The 18,433-nt window shown below is 64.8% G+C and carries 18 protein-coding genes; 14 read left to right on the forward strand and 4 right to left on the reverse strand.

The genetic code is table 11. The features are described 5' to 3' along the window. Positions 1 to 239: 239 nt before the first annotated feature. Together HHL13_RS09360 and HHL13_RS09365 are read left to right on the forward strand one after the other, a co-directional pair. Positions 240 to 1,844, forward strand: coding sequence for a sulfotransferase (locus tag HHL13_RS09360; RefSeq protein WP_169555408.1), 1,605 nt, complete (start codon positions 240 to 242; stop codon positions 1,842 to 1,844). A 134-nt stretch (positions 1,845 to 1,978) separates the two neighbouring features. After that, a complete protein-coding gene (locus HHL13_RS09365; protein WP_169555409.1) occupies positions 1,979 to 4,462 on the forward strand; it encodes a TonB-dependent receptor in 2,484 nt (827 codons plus the stop codon). A 43-nt stretch (positions 4,463 to 4,505) separates the two neighbouring features. Here the strand turns inward: HHL13_RS09365 and HHL13_RS09370 are convergent, their stop codons facing one another. After that, on the reverse strand, positions 4,506 to 5,264 hold the full coding sequence (locus HHL13_RS09370) for a molybdopterin-binding protein (RefSeq protein ID WP_169555410.1): 759 nt from the start codon (positions 5,262 to 5,264) through the stop codon (positions 4,506 to 4,508). A 53-nt stretch (positions 5,265 to 5,317) separates the two neighbouring features. On the opposite strand from HHL13_RS09370, the gene map reads away from it, so the two are divergent. Then, positions 5,318 to 6,142, forward strand: a complete 825-nt coding sequence (gene map, locus HHL13_RS09375) for a type I methionyl aminopeptidase (protein WP_169555411.1) — start codon at positions 5,318 to 5,320, stop codon at positions 6,140 to 6,142. A gap of 1 nt (position 6,143) precedes the next feature. On the opposite strand, the gene HHL13_RS09380 is transcribed toward map, so the two are convergent. The 3 genes from HHL13_RS09380 to HHL13_RS09390 all read right to left on the reverse strand — a co-directional run bounded on the left by HHL13_RS09380 (position 6,144) and on the right by HHL13_RS09390 (position 8,111). After that, positions 6,144 to 6,962, reverse strand: coding sequence for a ferredoxin--NADP reductase (locus tag HHL13_RS09380; RefSeq protein WP_169555412.1), 819 nt, complete (start codon positions 6,960 to 6,962; stop codon positions 6,144 to 6,146). 10 nt (positions 6,963 to 6,972) lie between these two features. Continuing rightward, on the reverse strand, positions 6,973 to 7,395 hold the full coding sequence (locus tag HHL13_RS09385) for a hypothetical protein (protein WP_169555413.1): 423 nt from the start codon (positions 7,393 to 7,395) through the stop codon (positions 6,973 to 6,975). Positions 7,396 to 7,487: 92 nt separating this feature from the next. Further along, positions 7,488 to 8,111 (reverse strand): hypothetical protein, encoded by a 624-nt coding sequence (locus HHL13_RS09390; protein WP_169555414.1) that lies wholly within the window; start codon positions 8,109 to 8,111, stop codon positions 7,488 to 7,490. A gap of 235 nt (positions 8,112 to 8,346) precedes the next feature. Between HHL13_RS09390 and HHL13_RS09395 the strand changes: the two genes are divergently transcribed. From HHL13_RS09395 to HHL13_RS09445, 11 genes are all read left to right on the forward strand, one after another. Next, a complete protein-coding gene (locus HHL13_RS09395) occupies positions 8,347 to 8,685 on the forward strand; it encodes a P-II family nitrogen regulator (RefSeq protein WP_169555415.1) in 339 nt (112 codons plus the stop codon). Between the two features lie 100 nt (positions 8,686 to 8,785). Continuing rightward, complete coding sequence (glnA, locus tag HHL13_RS09400) at positions 8,786 to 10,198, forward strand: type I glutamate--ammonia ligase (RefSeq protein ID WP_169555416.1); 1,413 nt, start codon at positions 8,786 to 8,788, stop codon at positions 10,196 to 10,198. 321 nt (positions 10,199 to 10,519) lie between these two features. Beyond that, a complete protein-coding gene (locus HHL13_RS09405) occupies positions 10,520 to 10,789 on the forward strand; it encodes a RebB family R body protein (protein ID WP_169555417.1) in 270 nt (89 codons plus the stop codon). Positions 10,790 to 10,824: 35 nt separating this feature from the next. After that, positions 10,825 to 11,094 (forward strand): RebB family R body protein, encoded by a 270-nt coding sequence (locus HHL13_RS09410; protein ID WP_169555418.1) that lies wholly within the window; start codon positions 10,825 to 10,827, stop codon positions 11,092 to 11,094. A gap of 77 nt (positions 11,095 to 11,171) precedes the next feature. Beyond that, positions 11,172 to 11,681: a RebB family R body protein gene (locus tag HHL13_RS09415; protein WP_169555419.1), complete on the forward strand. Its 510-nt coding sequence runs from the start codon at positions 11,172 to 11,174 to the stop codon at positions 11,679 to 11,681. Further along, a complete protein-coding gene (locus HHL13_RS09420) occupies positions 11,681 to 12,028 on the forward strand; it encodes a hypothetical protein (RefSeq protein ID WP_169555420.1) in 348 nt (115 codons plus the stop codon). The genes HHL13_RS09415 and HHL13_RS09420 overlap by 1 nt, the downstream gene beginning before the upstream one ends. 22 nt (positions 12,029 to 12,050) lie before the next feature. Next, positions 12,051 to 13,061: a hypothetical protein gene (locus HHL13_RS09425; RefSeq protein WP_169555421.1), complete on the forward strand. Its 1,011-nt coding sequence runs from the start codon at positions 12,051 to 12,053 to the stop codon at positions 13,059 to 13,061. Further along, the gene (locus HHL13_RS09430; protein WP_169555422.1) at positions 13,058 to 13,315 is read left to right on the forward strand and encodes a hypothetical protein; all 258 of its coding nucleotides are present in this window, start codon (positions 13,058 to 13,060) and stop codon (positions 13,313 to 13,315) included. The genes HHL13_RS09425 and HHL13_RS09430 overlap by 4 nt, the downstream gene beginning before the upstream one ends. 123 nt (positions 13,316 to 13,438) lie before the next feature. Beyond that, entirely contained in the window at positions 13,439 to 15,775 is a 2,337-nt protein-coding gene (locus tag HHL13_RS09435; protein WP_169555423.1) for a TonB-dependent receptor, read from the forward strand. Then, positions 15,775 to 16,824, forward strand: coding sequence for a phytase (locus tag HHL13_RS09440; RefSeq protein WP_169555424.1), 1,050 nt, complete (start codon positions 15,775 to 15,777; stop codon positions 16,822 to 16,824). Before HHL13_RS09435 ends, HHL13_RS09440 begins: the two co-directional genes overlap by 1 nt. A gap of 127 nt (positions 16,825 to 16,951) precedes the next feature. Then, positions 16,952 to 18,415, forward strand: a complete 1,464-nt coding sequence (locus tag HHL13_RS09445; RefSeq protein ID WP_169555425.1) for a PQQ-dependent sugar dehydrogenase — start codon at positions 16,952 to 16,954, stop codon at positions 18,413 to 18,415. Positions 18,416 to 18,433 lie beyond the last annotated feature (18 nt).

The following is an 18,433-nucleotide window of genomic DNA, read 5'->3' on the forward strand; positions in this document are numbered from 1 at the left end:
CGCCTAGGGTCTCGACACCTTGCAATGTTGGATTCCGCCTGCTGCAAACGATGCGTCGATGCCCGCCCGCATCCGGCCGCTCTTTGATATCGTGACGACGTTCGGCTGGTCCGCATGCGCGTTTTTGGGGAAGGCCGGTTTTTCGCGATATTGGTGTCAACCGTGTCAACCGCGCCGCGCCGGTTATTGTGCTCCGGGCGGGGGTGACGGCAGGCCTGGAACCTGCCTACATTTCGCCCATGCAGCCCCTGCCCGCCTCGCGCTACCATCCCCGCCTTCTCGAAGCCGCGCTGGCGCTGCACGACAATCGCCTCCACGACGCCGAACCGCGATTGAAGGCGCATCTGCGCGAAGACCCGTTCGATGTCGCTGCGATCCGCATGCTCGCCGAACTGGCCGGGCGGATCGGGCGCTACAAGGATGCGGAGTCCCTCCTGCGCCGCGCGATCGAGCTCTCGCCTGCCTTCACTGCCGCGCGCGCCAATCTCGCGCTGGTTCTCTATCGCCTCAACCGCCCGACCGAAGCGCTGGCAGAACTCGATCAGGTACTGGGCGAGGATCCCGACAATATCGGCCACGCCAATCTGAAGGCCGCGGCCCTCGCCCGGCTCGGCGGGTTCGACGAAGCGATCGGGCTGTACCGCGAAGTGCTCGACGCCGCGCCCGACCAGCCCAAGGTGTGGATGAGCTATGGCCATATGCTCAAGACCGTCGGGCGGCAGGCGGAGGGTATAGCCGCCTATCGCAAGGCGCTCGAATTCGCGCCAGGCCTCGGCGAAGTCTGGTGGAGCCTCGCCAATCTCAAGACGGTGAAGTTCGACGAGTCCGACATCGCCGCGATGCGCGCCGCGCTGGGCCGCGGCGACATTTCGGACGAGGACCGGTTCCACCTCGATTTCGCGCTCGGCAAGGCATTCGAGGACCGCAAGCAGCCGGTCGTCGCCTTCGCCCATTACGAAGCCGGCAACCGCCTGCGGAAGACGAAGATCAAATATGACGCGGACGAGACCGAGCGCTTCGTCGATACCAGCATCGCCACCTTCACCGGCGAGTTCCTCGACGCGGGCAAGGGGCTGGGCTGCGACGCGCCCGATCCGATCTTCATCCTCGGCATGCCCCGCGCCGGATCGACTCTGATCGAGCAGATCCTGTCCAGCCACAGCCAAGTCGAAGGCACCACCGAACTGCCCGACATTCCCGCGCTGGTTCGCCAGATCGCGGACTATCCGGAGGGCATCGGCCATCTCCCGCCGGAGAAATTCCGCGAGATGGGCGAGGATTACCTGAAGCGCGCCGCGATCCAGCGCCAGACCGACCGGCCCTTCTTCATCGACAAGCTGCCCAACAACTGGGCGCATGTGCCGCTGATCCACCTGATCCTGCCCAACGCGAAGATCATCGACGCGCGCCGCCACCCGCTCGGCTGCTGCTTCTCCAACTTCAAACAGCATTTCGCGCGCGGTCAGGCGTTCAGCTACGGCCTCGACGATATGGGCCGTTACTATCGCGACTATGTGCGGCTGATGGCGCATGTCGATGCGGTCCGCCCCGGCCTGGTCCACCGCGTCTTCTACGAGAGCATGGTCGACGATACCGAAGCGCAGGTTCGCGCGCTGCTCGCCGCGCTGGGGCTCGATTTCGAACCCGCCTGCCTCGAATTCCACAAGAACGACCGCGCCGTGCGCACGGCCAGTTCGGAACAGGTCCGCCAGCCCATTTTCCGCGACGGCACCGAGGCGTGGCAGCCCTTCGATTCGTATCTGGGCCCGCTCAAGGCGGCGCTCGGCGACGTGTTGGCCGCCTATCCTCGAGTGCCGCGCACCATCTCGTCACCGGCGACGTAGCGGAAACAACCCGGAAACGTTGCAAAACTGTCACGCTGCACCTGCGAAAGACATTTGCACGATCGTACAATATTGACGGTTGTTACGGGTGTGACACTCTCCGGCCAGCGACATCCTCTGCCGGAGATTGACCCATGTTCGTCAACAAGCGCCGCGCCACCCTCATCGCCCTGCTTACGTCCGCTGCGCTCGCCGCGCCGGCCTATGCCCAGGACGCTCCTGCGCAGGAGAACGGCAACGAAGAGATTGTCGTCACCGCGCAGAAGCGCGAACAGAATCTGCAGGACGTGCCGATCAGCATCACGGCGCTCACCCCCGCGCGCCTCGAAAATCTGGGCGTCACCAATTTCGAGGATTATTCGCAGCTCCTCCCCTCGCTGTCGTTCCAGACGTCGCAGCCGGGCATCACCACCGTCTATATGCGCGGCGTCGCATCGGGCGGCGACGGCAACCATTCGGGTTCGCTTCCCTCGGTCGGCGTCTATCTCGACGAACAGCCGGTCACCACGATCGGCGGCACGCTCGACGTCCATGTCTATGACGTCGCCCGTATCGAAAGCCTCGCGGGTCCGCAGGGCACGCTCTACGGCGCCTCGTCGCAGGCCGGCACGATCCGCATCATCACCAACAAGCCCGAAACCAGCCATTTCTACGGCCGCGTCGATGGCGAAGTGAACTCGGTCGCCAAGGGCGGCATCGGCGGCCGGCTCGAAGGCATGGTCAATGCGCCGATCAACGCGTCGATGGCGCTGCGCGTCGTCGGCTTCTACCAGCGCGATGCGGGCTATATCGACAATGTCGCCAGCACGCGCCGCTTCCTCCCCATCCCGGGCGGGATCGTCGTCAACAACAACGCCTTCGTCAAAGAAGATTACAACACGGTCGACACCTATGGCGGCCGCGCCGCGCTGAAGGTCGATCTCGACGAGAACTGGACCGTCACGCCGACGGTTCTCTATCAGGAATCCAAGTCGAAGGGCTTTTTCGGCGCCGATCCGAAGCTTGACGATCTCCAGGTCCAGCATTTCTTCGACGAATATCGCGACGATCGCTTCATCCAGGCGGCGATGACCATCGAGGGGCGGATCGGCAATTGGGACGTCACCTATGCGGGCGCCTATCTCGATCGCCAGACCGAGAGCTCGAGCGACTATACCGACTATTCCGAGGCCTATGACTCGCTTTATTCGTCGGTCGGCGGCCTTGCGGGCTATTTCTACCTGCAGAATTCGGTCGGCGCGACGATCGATCCGCGCCAGCGTGTCGTGGGCACCGATCACTTCCGCAAGATGAGCCACGAAGTCCGCGTCGCCTCGCCGCAGGATTCGCCGTTCCGCGTCGTCGCCGGCCTGTTCTACCAGCGCCAGAGCAACGAGATCCATCAGGACTATATCGTCCAGGGTCTCGCCCCGGCGCTGTCGGTCAATGGCTTCCCGGGCACGCTGTGGCTGACCGAGCAGAAGCGGGTGGACAAGGATTATGCCGCGTTCGGCGAGGCGAGCTTCGACATCGCGCCGACCCTTACGGTCACCGCGGGCGGCCGTTTCTACAAGTACGACAACTCGCTGATCGGTTTCTTCGGCTTCGGCCGGAACCCCGCGGGCCCGCCGTATAACGGCGCGGGCAGCTCGCGCACCGGCGTCGCCGGCTGCTACACCTCCACCGGCGCGCAGCTGCGCGACAATCCCGGCGGCACGCTGCTCCCGGCCGCGGTGCCCGGCAGCCCCTGCACCAATCTGGCCACCTTCGTGAATGGCGGCCTCGTCCCCAAGTCCACCGAAGGCGATGGCTTCCTCTACAAGCTGAACGTCAGCTGGAAGCCCAGCGAAGACGTGATGGTCTATGCCACCTGGTCGAAGGGCTATCGCCCGGGCGGCATCAATCGCCGCGCTACCATCGCGCCCTATGAGGCCGACTTCCTCACCAACTATGAAATGGGCTGGAAGGCCACGCTGGGATCGGGCGTCCGCTTCAACGGCGCGGTCTATCAGCAGGAATGGAACAAGTTCCAGTTCTCGTTCCTCGGCCAGAACAGCTTTACCGAAATCCATAACGGCCCGAACGCGCGCATCCGCGGCATCGAGCTCGACCTGACCTACGCCGCGAACGGCTTCACCCTCACCGCGGCGGGCGCCTATACCGATGCCCGCACCACGCAGAACCTCTGCGCGGCCGACGATCCTACCTATAGCTGCGTCGGCGGCGGCAACTTCATCGCCGCACCGGCCGGAACCCGCCTGCCGATCACGCCCCGGTACAAGGGCAACGTGACCATGCGGTACGACTTCAACTTCAGCGGGCTCGATGCCTTCGTTCAGGGCGTCGCTGCGTTCCAGGGCGGCGCCTCGTCGGATATCCGCACCGCCGTGGTCCAGGCGGGCACCGGCAATATCGTGAACCCTGCCGCCCTGCTCGGCCGCATCCCCGGCTATGCCACCGGCGACCTGTCGCTCGGCGCGAAATATAATAACTTCTCGGTCGAGATGTTCCTGTCGAACATCTTCGACGAACGCGGCCAGATCTCGCGCCTCCAGGCCTGTGGCAGCTGCTCGCAGCGGCCCTATGCGATCTATATCCGCCCGCAGACCTACGGCATCCGCGTCGGCACCAAATTCTGATCGTCGCGCACCCTCTCCTCTTCGGAGGAGAGGGGAAGCGGCCTCAGATCCCGCCGTCCACCGCTTCGCGGCCGGCGTCGCCCAGCCCGGCGATCAGCGCAACCGCGCAGGCATCGACGACCGCCTGATCGGTCGCGCGGATCACGAAATTCGCCCCCACGCGCCCTTCGCGGAAAAAGGGATAGCTGCCGATCGTCACGCCATCATGCGCGCGCTCGACGGCGCTGAGCAGGTCGGCGATCTCGCTCTCGGGCACCCAGCACCCCACCGTGTGCGACACCAGGGGCTTGCCGCCCTTCAGCTCGCCCGTCAGCGCATCGAGCATCTGCGCGGCGATATGCGGCACGCCCGCCAGCACGAACAGAGTGTCGCCCACGCGGATGCCCGGTGCGCCGGACATGCGGTTGGGGATCAGGTCCGCCCCTTCGGGCACCCGCGCCATGCGCAGCCGCGCCTCGGTCAGCCCGCCGCGCGTCTCATAATAGGCTTCCAGCGCCGCGCGCGCCCGGGGATGGATCACCACGCCGACGCCCAGCGCCGCGGCGATCGCATCGACGGTGATGTCGTCATGCGTCGGCCCGATGCCGCCGGTGGTGAACAGATAGTCGTTGCGCGCGCGCAGCTGGTTCACCGCCTCGACGATCGACGCCTGCACATCGGCCACGACTCGCACCTCGGCCAGCCGGATGCCCTGCGCGTTCAGCCAGGTGGCGAGTTGCGCGATGTTCTTGTCCTGCGTCCGGCCGGAAAGGATCTCGTCCCCGATCACCACCAGCGCAGCTGTCCAAATCCTCTCAACCATAATGGGGCCGTACTCACTCGCAAACCGTGGCGCAAACGACTATATCGCCGCCCATGACCGAGTATGTAAGCGTCACCGCCGACACCCCCACCGCCCGCACGGGCGCGATCAAGCTCCACGGACCCGAGGGGTTTGCGGGAATGCGTGCCGCGGGCCAGCTTGCAGCGACCATCCTCGACGCGCTGCCGCCGCACGTCGTGCCGGGTGTGACGACCGCCGAAATCGACGACATCGTCCGCCGCATGACGCTCGACGCCGGCGGCGTGCCCGCGACGCTCGGCTATCGCGGCTACACCCATAGCTGCTGCATCTCGATCAACCATGTCGTGTGCCACGGCATCCCGTCGGACCGCACGCTGAAGGATGGCGACATCGTCAATATCGACGTGACGCCGATGCTGGGCGGCTGGCACGGCGACACCAGCCGTATGTTCCTGGTCGGCGATGTCGGCCTGAAGGCCCGCCGTCTGGTCGACGTGACCTATGAATGCCTGATGCTGGGCATCGAGCAGGCCAGGCCCGGAAATTATCTCGGCGACATCAGCCATGCGATCCAGGTCCATGCCGAAAAGCACCGTTACGGCGTGGTCCGCGATTTCTGCGGGCATGGCCTCGGCCAGGTGTTCCACGACGCGCCCGAAGTCGTCCATGTCGGCCGCCCCAAGACCGGCCCGATGCTCAAGCCCGGCATGTTCTTCACGATCGAGCCGATGATCAATATCGGCCGCCCCGACGTGAAGCTGCTCGACGACGGCTGGACCGCGGTCACCCGGGACCGCTCGCTCTCGGCGCAGTTCGAACATTCGATCGGCATTACCGAAGATGGCTGCGAAATCTTCACCGCCAGCCCCAAGGGCCTGCACCAGCCCCCTTACTGAGCTATCCGACGAAGGCCCGCTCGATCACGAAGTGACCGGGCGCGGCGTTCGATCCCTCGACGAACCCCTTGCCTTCCAGCAGCGCGGCGAAGTCGCGGATCATGTCCATCGATCCGCACAGCATGATCCGGTCATGCTCGGCGTCGAAATCCTCGGGACCCAGCACCGGCGAGCGGAACAGCGTCCCGTCCTCCGCCAGCGCCTGGATCCGGCCCGAGGTGCGGAACGGCTCGCGCGTGACCGTCGGGACATAGTGGAACTGGAGCAGCGCCTGCTCCTGCACCAGCGGATCGCTGGCCAGCTGCGCCGTCAGTTCGTCGGCATAGGCCAGGTCGCTCACCCGGCGCACGCTGTGCACCATCACCACCTGCGCGAAGCGGTCATAGATTTCGGGATCGCGCGCCACGCTCAGGAAAGGCGCCAGCCCCGTGCCCGTGCCCAGCAGGAACAGCCGCTTGCCCGGCAGCAGCGCGTCGGACACCAGAGTGCCGGTCGGCTTGCGTCCCAGATAGAGTTGGTCGTCCGCGCGGATCGTCTGCAGCTTCGACGTGAGCGGACCGTCCGGCACCTTGATCGACAGGAATTCCAGCTCGTCCGACCAGGCCGGGCTTGCGATCGAATAGGCCCGCATCAACGGCTTGCCGGTGTCGCCCATCAGCCCGATCATCACGAACTCGCCCGAGCGGAAGCGAAAACTGGCGGGGCGCTCGATCGCGAAGCTGAACAGATGCTCGTTCCAATGCTTCACCCAGCGCACTCCGCTGGTGAAGAAGCTCGCATGTTCGGGAAGCAGCACCGGCGGCCGCGTGTGGAGGGTCATTTGTCTCTTCTCAGTTGGGCGCGCGCGGAACGGGCGTACGGCGAAGCACGTCGGACGACTGGCCGACCGCGACGATGAAGGGTGAAAGCGCATCGGGCTTCACGATCTGCGAAGCCATGCGCTGGACGAGGCGATAATCATTGTCGGCGGCGGCGTGGAACAAGGCGAGCAGCATCGCCTCGTCGTCATGGATCCGCGCGCAACCGGGCGAGCCGAAGCGCAACGGCCCCTCGCCTTCGCTGTTGAGCAGGAACATCGCCATGTTGAAATCGGGCAGCAGCTCGGGCACCCGCCAGCGCTGGAACGACGGCCCCAGCGCCGCGCAGGGGCAACGCTGCATCCCCATCGCCGCCACCCAGCTGCGCATCGACCATGCAATCATCTGCTCGCCGGGCGCGAGTTCGAGGATGGTCCGATCGAGGAACCGATACATGTTACGCCTCCGGCTTCGCATTATTGCGAGTGACTCGCATTAGCTGCGTTAGCGTCGGAGTGCGGGCCGGTCAACCGGAACCGGGGCTCAGGCTAATCGGTGTTCAATTCCACCGCCGCGGTGGGCCGTTGGCCATAGTCCCGCTCGTCCTTGAGGCGCTGCGCCTTTCCGGCTTCCAGCCATTCGTCCCATTGTTTCCGGCGGCCGAACCAGCGCCAGCGCCGGAGCAGGAACCAGTCGTGAAGCTTCTCGATCTCCTTCTTCGACGACCAGTCCCGGCGTCCCACGCTCTGATGTTCGAAGGTGTAGCCCCACCAATAGGCGAAGTGCGGCCCGAACAATTGCCACGCCTTGAAATTATCGATCAGGCAGGCGCTTTGCAGCGCGTTCAGCCGCAGGAAGAAGCGCGCCACGCTATGGACCGACCGGCGCGCCTGCTTGATCTCCGGCGGCAGATTCGGACTGGAATCCAGCGCTGCATTCTCGTCGGGCAACTGGGCCCGGATGAAATCCATCGCGTCGCCGCGTGCCTGCGAGAAGTCGGAACTCTGGAAATCCTTGAGCAACTCGATGGTCGCGGTTCGCCGCGCCACGCGCGCCTGCCCCCAGAAGAAGATCAGCGGCAGCACGACGCCGACCAGGATGTCCCCCGGCTCGAATTTGAGCGGCGCGCCGCCGAGCGCCAGCATGATCGCCCCGTCCTTGATCGAAAGCATTCACGTTCCCCCGTCCGTGATTGAAATATGCCGGGCGTCGGCGCGCCGGATTCGCGCGCGGCGTGCCCCCCGATCGGGCACACTGCCACCAACTGCCCAATAAGTAAGCAGTTCTTAACGATTGCAGCCCGCGCAACCCACGCTTTTCCGTAAAACCCGCATTGGCACGCTTGATGCAAAACGCGCGGCAGGAGATGAGGCGAATCCTCACCGAAACGCATGAAGGATAACAGGCGTGAAAAAGATCGAAGCGATCATCAAGCCGTTCAAGCTCGATGAAGTGAAGGAAGCGCTGCACGAAGTCGGCGTTTCGGGGATCACCGTGACCGAAGCGAAGGGCTTCGGCCGGCAGAAGGGCCATACCGAACTCTATCGCGGCGCCGAATATGTCGTCGACTTCCTGCCCAAGGTGAAGCTCGAAGTGGTGGTCGAAGACGCCCTTGCCGAACGCGTGGTCGAGGCGGTTGCCGCCGCCGCGCAGACCGGCCGGATCGGCGACGGCAAGATCTTCGTCATGCCTGTCGAAACCGCCCTGCGCATCCGCACCGGCGAGCGCAACGAGAACGCCATCTGATCCAATTGACGCAGCGCAACATCCCGACGATGTAGCGCCGCAAACGTAATTTTATTGCCCGATTCGTCGGGTTCACGAAAGAGAGCGAAAGGGGTTCCCAATGGCGAATTCGGCCAGCGACATTCTCAAGATGATCAAGGACAACGAGATCGAGTGGGTCGATCTGCGTTTCACCGATCCCAAGGGCAAGTGGCAGCACCTCACGATGGTGTCGAAGGTGATGGGCGAGGATGAGCTCACCGACGGCCTGATGTTCGACGGTTCGTCGATCGAGGGTTGGAAGGCGATCAACGAGTCCGACATGATCCTGAAGCCGGATCTGGACGCGGTGTGGATCGATCCGTTCTCGGCCACCCCGATGCTGATCCTGGTGTGCGACATCGTCGAGCCCTCGACCGGCGAACTCTATTCGCGCGACCCGCGCTCGACCGCAAAGCGCTCGGAAGCCTATCTCCAGTCGCTCGGCATCGGCGACACCGTCTATGTCGGCCCCGAAGCCGAATTCTTCATGTTCGACGACGTCCGCTTCGAGAACAGCTATTCGACCAGCTATTACGCGATCGACGACATCGAACTGCCGGGCAACACCGGCAAGGAATATGAAGGCGGCAACCTCGGCCATCGTCCGCGCGCCAAGGGCGGTTATTTCCCCGTCGCGCCGGTCGACTCGGCCGTCGACATCCGCGGCGAGATGGTCTCGACCATGCTCGAAATGGGCCTGCCCTGCGACAAGCACCATCACGAAGTCGCCGCCGCGCAGCACGAGCTGGGCCTGACCTTCGGCACGCTGGTGCAGACCGCCGACCGCATGCAGATCTACAAATATGTCGTGCATCAGGTCGCACAGGCCTATGGCAAGACCGCGACCTTCATGCCGAAGCCGATCAAGGAAGATAACGGCTCGGGCATGCACACCCACATCTCGATCTGGGACAAGGGTTCGCCGCTCTTCGCCGGCAACGGCTATGCCGGCCTGTCGGACATGTGCCTCTACTTCATCGGCGGCGTCATCAAGCACGCCAAGGCGCTCAACGCCTTCACCAATCCGTCGACCAACAGCTACAAGCGTCTGGTCCCGGGTTACGAAGCGCCGGTGCTGCTCGCCTATTCGGCGCGCAACCGCTCGGCATCGTGCCGCATTCCGTACGGCGCGGGCACCAAGGCGAAGCGCGTCGAGTTCCGTTTCCCGGACGCGCTGGCCAATCCGTATCTCTGCTATGCAGCGCTGCTGATGGCCGGCCTCGACGGCATCCAGAACCGCATCCATCCAGGCGAGCCGATGGACAAGAACCTGTACGACCTGCCGCCGGCCGAGCTGGCCGAAGTCCCCACCGTCTGCGCCTCGCTCCGCGAAGCTCTCGAATCGCTCGAGAAGGACATGGACTTCCTGCTCAAGGGCGACGTGTTCACCAAGGACCAGATCGAGAGCTATATCGAGATCAAGTATCAGGACGTCGCCCGCTGGGAGATGACCCCGAGCCCGGTCGAATACGACATGTACTATTCGGGCTGAGCCACCGGCTCACCGAAACCGAACGGGGCGTCCGGAGCGATCCGGGCGCCCTTTTTCTTTTGCCCGGACACCGTCCGCGACACAGGTCCTCAAGGTTCATTCGGCGAAAACCAAACTATCTGGTCCATAATGGCCTCAAACCTGAATCCATCTTGCAAATAAGCGGCCCAACTATACTTCTCGTCGCGTTCTTGATTTATCGAGAATAGCGTAGCTGGTTTCCATATTTCACCGGTTTTGCATTGCCGCATTACTGCGGTCGTGGCCCGAGGCCGCCCGCCCTTTTTGCCAATGCGAAATCGATACATTGGGGAGGATAGAATGGCATTTCCGACAGCCGTGAACGACCAGATCACCGACAGCGTGACCCAGTCCAACGTGATGGTCACCGGCAGCGCGCCCGCGCTCGCCCTGGCCAATCTCTATCAGGCGACGTCGCAGGCGCTCAGCAACGCCGCGCTCAACGCCGCCAATGCCCAGCAGCAGAATTACGTCATCGCCCAGGCCGCGACCACGGTCGGCGTCTCGACGCTCTACTCGCTGATCGGCGCCGTCGACGTGGTCGACGCCGCGGACCTTCTCAAGCGCTGAGAAGCGTACGCCCGTTTCAGGAACAGGAGGCTCTCATGGCATTTCCTACCGCAGTAAACAGCCAGATCACCGACGCCGTCAGTCAGGCCAATACCAAGGTGCTAGGCGAAGCCCCCGCGATCGCGCTGGGCAATCTCTATCAGGCGACTGCACAGGCGCTGTCCATCGCCGCACAGAACGCGGTCAGCAACCAGCAGCAGCTCAACGTCATCACGCAGGCCGCGACGACGCTGGGCGTCACCACGCTCTATTCGCTCGACACCGCAGTCGACGCCTCCGGCTCGGCGGACGCCCTGAAAAGCTGACGCCGTCCGGATCTTCGTCGACGCAGGGTCCGGCGGCTTCGGCCGCCGGCTTCCCGCTGCATGTGAAGGAGCACACCATGCCTGAGGGCACCGTCAACAGCATGACGACCGACGCGGTCGCCACCCTGAATACCCTGCTGACCGCTCAGGCGCCGTCGGGATCGTTCGCGATGCTCGATCTCGCGCTGACCCAGACGCTTGCCACCGCGATGCAGGACATGGTCCATCGCCAGCAACAGGCGGCGACGATCGCGTCGGCGGCGGTCACCGCGGCCTGCGCCCGGGTCGCGGCGGTTGCGTCGGCCTATCCGCTTCCGCACCTGCCGCCGATCCCCGGCATCGAACCGATCCCCCAGCCGTCCGCAACCATCGTCGGTGGTGCGCTGGCAGCGGCCGAAGCGGCGATCGCGATCCTCAAGGCGCAGGCCGTGACGGACTCGCCGGCTGCGGCCGAAGCAGTCAGCGCACTGGCCACCATCGCGCGGGACGCGAGCCCCGCAGCGAAGGCCCCGGCGAAATCTCGTACGAAATCCGCCGCGAAGTCCGCGCCGGCCAAGGCTGCGAAACAGCCCGCGAAGGACGCGTGATGCCCGATCCCACCACGGTCAATCCGCAGATCATCGACACGATCAACCAGACCCAGCTCGCCACGATGGCCCCGCAGGTGGTGCTGACCAGCGGCGCGGGCAAAGCCTATCAAGCGGTCGCGCAGGCCAATGCGCTCGCGGTGCAGGACGCCACCGACATGCTGCGGAACATGTCGAGCATCGCCACCACTGCGGTCGGCACGGCGATGGCGCAATTGCTGGCCGGCGAACCCGGCGCGGCCGAGGCGCTCCGCCATGCTCAGGCCATCGTGACCCAGGCTGCCGCGGATTACGCCACCATCTGCGCCGCCGCCGAAAAGTCGCTCAAGGCATTCCCGTCCGGCTGACCGGCTCGCGAGGAGAAGCAGGATGACGATCACCATTGCCGGAAAGCAGACGACCGGCGCCGCGGACTTGTCCGCCACGGCGCAACTCGTTCTGGGGTTCATCGATGGCGGGAATGAATGGCTGGCCTATGCCGTCAGCACGCCCGCACCCTATGCCTTTCCCGACGAGCTTGCACTGCTCACCGGCGTCCAGCAGGGGCTTCATGGCGCGCTGCTGACGCTGCTGCCCGGACTCGGCCTGCTTGCCAGCCCCGCGCGGCTGTTCATGCTGAGCGCGAGCGATCTGAGCCTGCTTACCGCTGCCGAAGGCGGTGCCGATGCTCCCGAAGCCGAGTTGCGGACCCTGCTCGCCACACAGCAGCTCGCGACCGCCGCCGATCTGGCAGCGGCCGATGCCTGGCTCGCCAGCCTCGGCGTGGCGGATGCCCCGCTCTTCCAGGCCTTGTCCCTGGCCGACCGGATCGAGCTTGTCGCGCTCGAAAACGAGGCAGGCGGCGAAGCAGAGGCAAAGGACGCCGGCGCCTTCGCGCTTTCATGGGCCAAGACCCCGCTCGAATTCGCCGACTATTTCCGCGCCTTCATCGCGCTCCGTGCCGCCGCCCCTTCGCTGACCGGCGAGGCGCTGGCCACTGCGCTGCTCGGGCTCCTGCCGCATTTGTTCGGCACGCTCGATTGTCCCAGCGTCGGCGGCATCAAGCCGGCTGCGGAAATCACCGCCGCGATCCGCGGATGGCACGCGAGCGGCCGCCAGATCGGCTTCGCCCGTCTGTCTCTCGCCGCCGCGCAGATCGCCGCCAGCACCGGTTTCGGCGCGCAGCCCGGCGCGGACGACCCGGCGCTGATCGCCGCCTATATGGCGCAGGCCCAGGCCGTCATCGGCAATGGCGATATCGGGAGCGGCCGCTTGGGTCAGGATGGCGCATCGGCGCTGTTCGACATCACATCTGACACCGGCGACGCGCAGATCGCCGTGGATGCGGCGGGCACGATCTCGCTCCATGCGTTCCGCCCCGCTCCGGCCGCTGCCGCATGAAATGGTCCCTCACACGATCGGTGGAGACGATGATGACCGAAGACGATCCCCAGCCCGAGCCCGCCGCCGAACCGGACGCCGGCCCCGAATCGCCCGACACGATCGAACCCGGCGACGATTTCACCAGCGCCGTCGAACGCGAAGCCGCCCTGGTTTCCAGCCAGGCGATGGATATTTCCAGCTTCATCCAGGCCAGTTTCGCGCAGGCTTACAGCGATCCGCAGGCGCCGGAAGAAGAGGCATCGCCCCAGTGAAGGCGCGACACTTTTGCCGCACTGCAAAACTGTAATATTCGTGTCGCGATAACGTCATCGAACTCGCATCCAACTGTCAGGAACCGCTCCTAGAGGCCCCCTCAACCACGAAACGGGGGCGTTATGACCACGACTTTGAAGCTTCTCCTCACCGCCGGCATCGGCAGCCTCGCGCTGGGCCTTGCCACCACCGCCGCCGCGCAGCCGGCGCCGGTCGACCAGCCTGCCGCCGACGAAGGCGATCAGGATATCCAGACCTCCAGCGACATCGTCGTCCAGGGCGGCATCGGCTTCCGCAACCGTTCGGACACGACTGTCCCGACGCTTGTCTATGACACCGACTATTTCCAGCGCTTCGAACCGCTGACCGCAGGCGACGCCCTCAAGCGCGTACCTTCGGTCACTTTCCTTTCGGACGTGATCGAGAGCGACGGCGCCCGCCTGCGCGGCATGGATCCGGGCTATACCCAGATCCTGATCAACGGCGATCGCGTTCCGGGTTCGCAGGCCGATCGCAGCTTCTTCCTCGATCGCATCCCCGCCGAACTGATCAGCCGCGTCGAGATCGTCCGCTCCAACTCCGCGCGCCGCACCGGCGATGCGATGGCGGGCACGCTCAACATCGTCCTGCGTGACGGCTTCCAGCTCGACGGCGGCTATGTCCGCCTCGGCGGTCTGCGCTTCGACGATGGCGAACTGAAGCCCAGCGTCGGCCTGGTCTATGGCGGCGAGTTCGCCGGCGGCCGCCTGCTGCTCGGCGGCAACATCCAGGGCCGCTACAATCCCAAGCAGAAGACGAGCCTGCGCTACAGCGACTCGCCCGAGAACAACTCGAACTACGCGACGGCGAACTTCGTCGACCGCGAAGACCAGAGCGACACCCGCGACGGCATGGACTATGCCTTCAACGCGACCTGGGGCATCGAATTCGGCGGCACCAAGCTCGAAGTCGGCGGCTTCTACGTCCAGACGACCCGCACCGAAAGCGAGCGCTCGTTCGAATATAACCGCCCGACCGGCACCCCCGGCCCGGTCTCCGGCGCCAACAGCCTGAACCCCGGCCTGCTGACCGACAATGCGAACATCAATCGCATCGATCAGGAGAATTTCAACGTCACCGCCAAGGTGAAGCAGGACTGGTCGCTCGGCGAGACGACGCTGAAGCTCGGCTATGCGGTGTTCTCGGACAACCAGAACGAGACCGAGGACGAGATCGACTTCAACCGCGCCACACCGCGCTTCACCAGCGATCTCACCTACACGCGCGTGATGAGCAACGAATTCTCGGCCAGCCTCGATCATGAAGTCGACCTGGGCAAGGATATGAACCTCGTGCTCGGCGGCTTCTGGCAGGACAAGAAGTTCGACACCGACGTGCGCACCGTGCGTCAGCGCTTCAACCTCACCAACCCGCTGCGTGCGACGTGGAACCAGTTCAGCCAGGATCCGCGCTCGCTCCTCACCATCCCGCACAATCTGGGCGCGCCCACCGGCGGCTTCGACGTGGTCAAGGAAGGCCGCCGCGATGTTTTCGCGCTGGTCGAGGGTGAGAACGGCATCGTCTCGTGGGAAGCCGGCGTGCGCTACGAGCACACCTCGGTGGCGATCACCGGCCTTGCCGACCGCGACTACGGCATCTTCCTGCCTTCGGCTTCGGCCAAGATCCAGCTGACCGCGTCGGATCGCATCACCCTGTCGGGCGCCCGCACCGTGCGCCGCCCGCGCCTCGACTATCTGACGAACGTGACGCTGGAAGAAGAGCTGGGCGACAATGACCTCGCCGGCAACCCCAACCTGCGTCCCGAAAGCGCATGGGGCGCCGATCTGGGGTACGAGCACCGCATCGGCAACACCGGCGTGGTGGGTGTGAACTTCTTCTACCGCAGCGTCACCGACCTGATCGAGATGGCCAACACCGGCGCACAGGGTTCGGCGGGCAGCGGCACCTTCGTCTATCAGCCGCGCAACACCGGCAACGGCAACGTCTATGGCGTCGAGTTCGATCTCTCGACCGACCTGCGCTTCATCGGCATGAAGAACACCGGCGTGTTCGGCAACTTCTCGTACCTCGAAAGCGATATCGACGACGCGTTCGGCGCGCGCCGCTTCAACGGCCAGTCGAAATATGTCTTCAACGTCGGCTTCATCCAGAACCTGCCGACCGTGGGCAGCGCCTTCGGCGTCACCTATCGCAAGCAGGGCAGCGCGTACGATCGCACCATCGGCGAGGAAGTGAACACCACCTACGGCGCCGATCTCGAAGTCTTCGTCGAAAAGCGTTTCGGCAAGAACTTCACCATCCGCGCGGTCGGCTCGAACCTGCTCGACGGCACCAAGGACGAAGTGTTCAACAAGTTTACCACCGCCGCCGACCAGACCGGCCGCAACTTCGACGAATATGAAGTCGAGAGCGAGCGCGCCGGCCCGGTATTCCAGGTCATCGCCCGCATGGCCTTCTGATGCACAGGCATAATATCGCCGTCCTGCTCGGCCTGCTGTCCTTCGGGGCAGCAGGCTGCGCGCCGCAGGAAGTCCGCCCCGCATTCTCCTCCGCGCCCACCGCTTCGGTGCAGGCGCGCGGCGAGACCCATGCCGTCGCCACCACCGATGCCGACGCCGCGGACGATCCCGCCATCTGGCGCAATCCCGCCGATCCGGCCGCCAGCCTGATCGTCGCGACCGACAAGAAGGCCGGTCTCTACGTCTATAACCTGTCGGGCGAGGTCCAGTCGTTCCTCGACGCCGGCCGGGTCAACAATGTCGACCTGCGCGATATGGGCGCGGCGGGAATCATCGTCGCCGCCAGCGATCGCATCGACAAGGCGAGCCCGAAGCTTGCGCTGTTCCGCCTCGATCCCGCGACCCGCACGCTGACCCCGCTCGGCAAGGTGCCCGTCGGCACCGGCGAAGCCTATGGCGTGTGCCTGTATCGCGAGGGCAGCAAGCTCACCGCGTTCAACGTCATCAAGGACGGCACGATCAATCAGGTCGAGCTCGACCTGAGCGGCGCCGCGCCCGCGGGCCGGATCGTCCGCACGATGAAGCTCGCCACCCAGTCCGAAGGCTGTGTGGTCGACGAGCGCACCCACGCGCTCTACGTCGCCGAGGAAGATGCCGGCGTGTGGAAGTTCGACGCCCGCGCGACCGGCGCGGCCGCGGGCACGAAGATCGCGGCGGCCGACGGCGTCCAGATCGTCGCGGACACCGAGGGCCTGACCCTGGCCCCCGAGGGCGACGGCAATGGCGGCTATCTGCTGGTCTCCAGCCAGGGCGACAATGCCTATGCCGTCTATCGCCTGAGCGACGACAGCTATGCCGGCCGTTTCCGCATCGGCGCGGGCAAGTTCGGCGCGACCGAGGAAACCGACGGGATCGACATCGCGGTCGGCGATTTCGGCCCCAATTATCCCGGCGGCCTGTTCATCGCTCAGGATGGCGTGAACCCGCCCAGGGCGCAGAACTTCAAGCTGGTTGCGTGGGACGATATCCGCAAGGCGCTGGGGCTGTAACGGTCAAGGCTATCCAATCTGCTCGTTGATAGGTCTGCGGCTATACAGAGATTGAAAAAGGTCGGGATTCTGAGTCCCGGCCTTTTCATTTGTTGCAGACGGCTGAACAGGTTAGCCATCTGATCTTATGCGTCACTGCTGCGCCATCCCGCTGCTATTTCTCGCGTCCGCATGCAGCGGCGGCGGCGGCTCGACACCTGCACCGACCCCGACGCCCACCAGTGCGAACGCCGCGCCCAGTTTCACCTCGGGCACCACCGCCAGCGTCGTGGAAAACACCACTGCGGCGTATCAGGCCATAGCGACGGACCCGAACGGCGATTCACTGACCTTTACGATATCGGGTGGGGCCGACGCCGCACGCTTCGGCATTTCCGCAGCAGGTGCGCTCAGCTTCAATCCGGCGCCCAACTTCGAAGCGCCTGCCGATGCGGACACGGACAATGTATATAATGTCCAGCTTCGCGTCAGCGATGGCAGCCTCAGCGCCACACGCGACGTTGCAATAACCGTCGCCAACAGCCGCGAAGGCGTCGATGTCCGCCGCGTCGGCACTGGCTTCACTCAGCCGGTCTATATCGCCCCGGTCAACGGCGATCCGCGCCTTCTCGTGATCGAGAAGGGTGGCGGCGTCTGGTTCCTGGATCCGGCGACCGGCACCAGGACGCTGGAGACGACGATCGGCAATCTCTCCACCGACGGGGAGCGCGGGCTGCTCGGCATCGCGCCGCGTCCAAACTTCATGCTGAGCCGTCAGGCCTATGTCTATTGCACCGCGCCTGACGGTACGATCGAAATCCGCCTCTATACGCTCGGCACCCTGCCTTACACGGTGGTGTTGAGCATCCCGCATCCGGGCGCCAACAACCACAATGGCGGATGGATCGCGTTTGGGCCCGATGGCTATCTATATGCAGCGACAGGCGATGGCGGCGGCGCAGGCGATCCGGGCAATAATGCCCAGAATCCCAATTCGCGGCTCGGCAAGATCCTGCGCATGAGCGAGGGGATCGCCAGCGTGACCCCCGCGCCCGGCAACCCCTATATCGGCGGTGGCGGCGACCCCTATGTCTTTGCGCTGGGCCTCAGAAACCCGTTCCGCAATTCCTTCGCGCTCGATGGACGTCTCTACATCGGCGATGTCGGCCAGGGCGCGATCGAGGAGATCAATGTCGTCCGCCCGGACCAGCCGGGCCTCAATTTCGGCTGGCCGTTCCTCGAGGGGACTCAGCCGTATCGCGGCACCGCACCGGCAGGGCTAACCGCACCGGTATCGCAATATGGGCACGGCACCGGTCCCACGCAGGGTGCTTCGATCATCGGCGGCTACGCCCTCGCTTCGACGGGTCCGGTGCTGACGGGCCTGTACGTCTTCGGCGATTTCGTGAGCGGCAATATCTGGACGGTCCCGGCTGCCTCGCTGATCCAGGGCAGCCTGTTCCCGGCCGGCAGCTATGAGCGCCGCAATCTCGATTTCACCCCCGACGCCGGTACGATCGATCAGCTCGTTTCGTTCGGCAAGGACAATTCGGGATATCTGTACCTGATCGATCTGGATGGCGAGATCTTCAGGGTCCTCGTAAACAACTAGGCGGCATTGCCCCCATCG

Source organism: Sphingomonas sp. G-3-2-10 (genome assembly GCF_012927115.1).
Lineage (GTDB): Bacteria > Pseudomonadota > Alphaproteobacteria > Sphingomonadales > Sphingomonadaceae > Sphingomonas.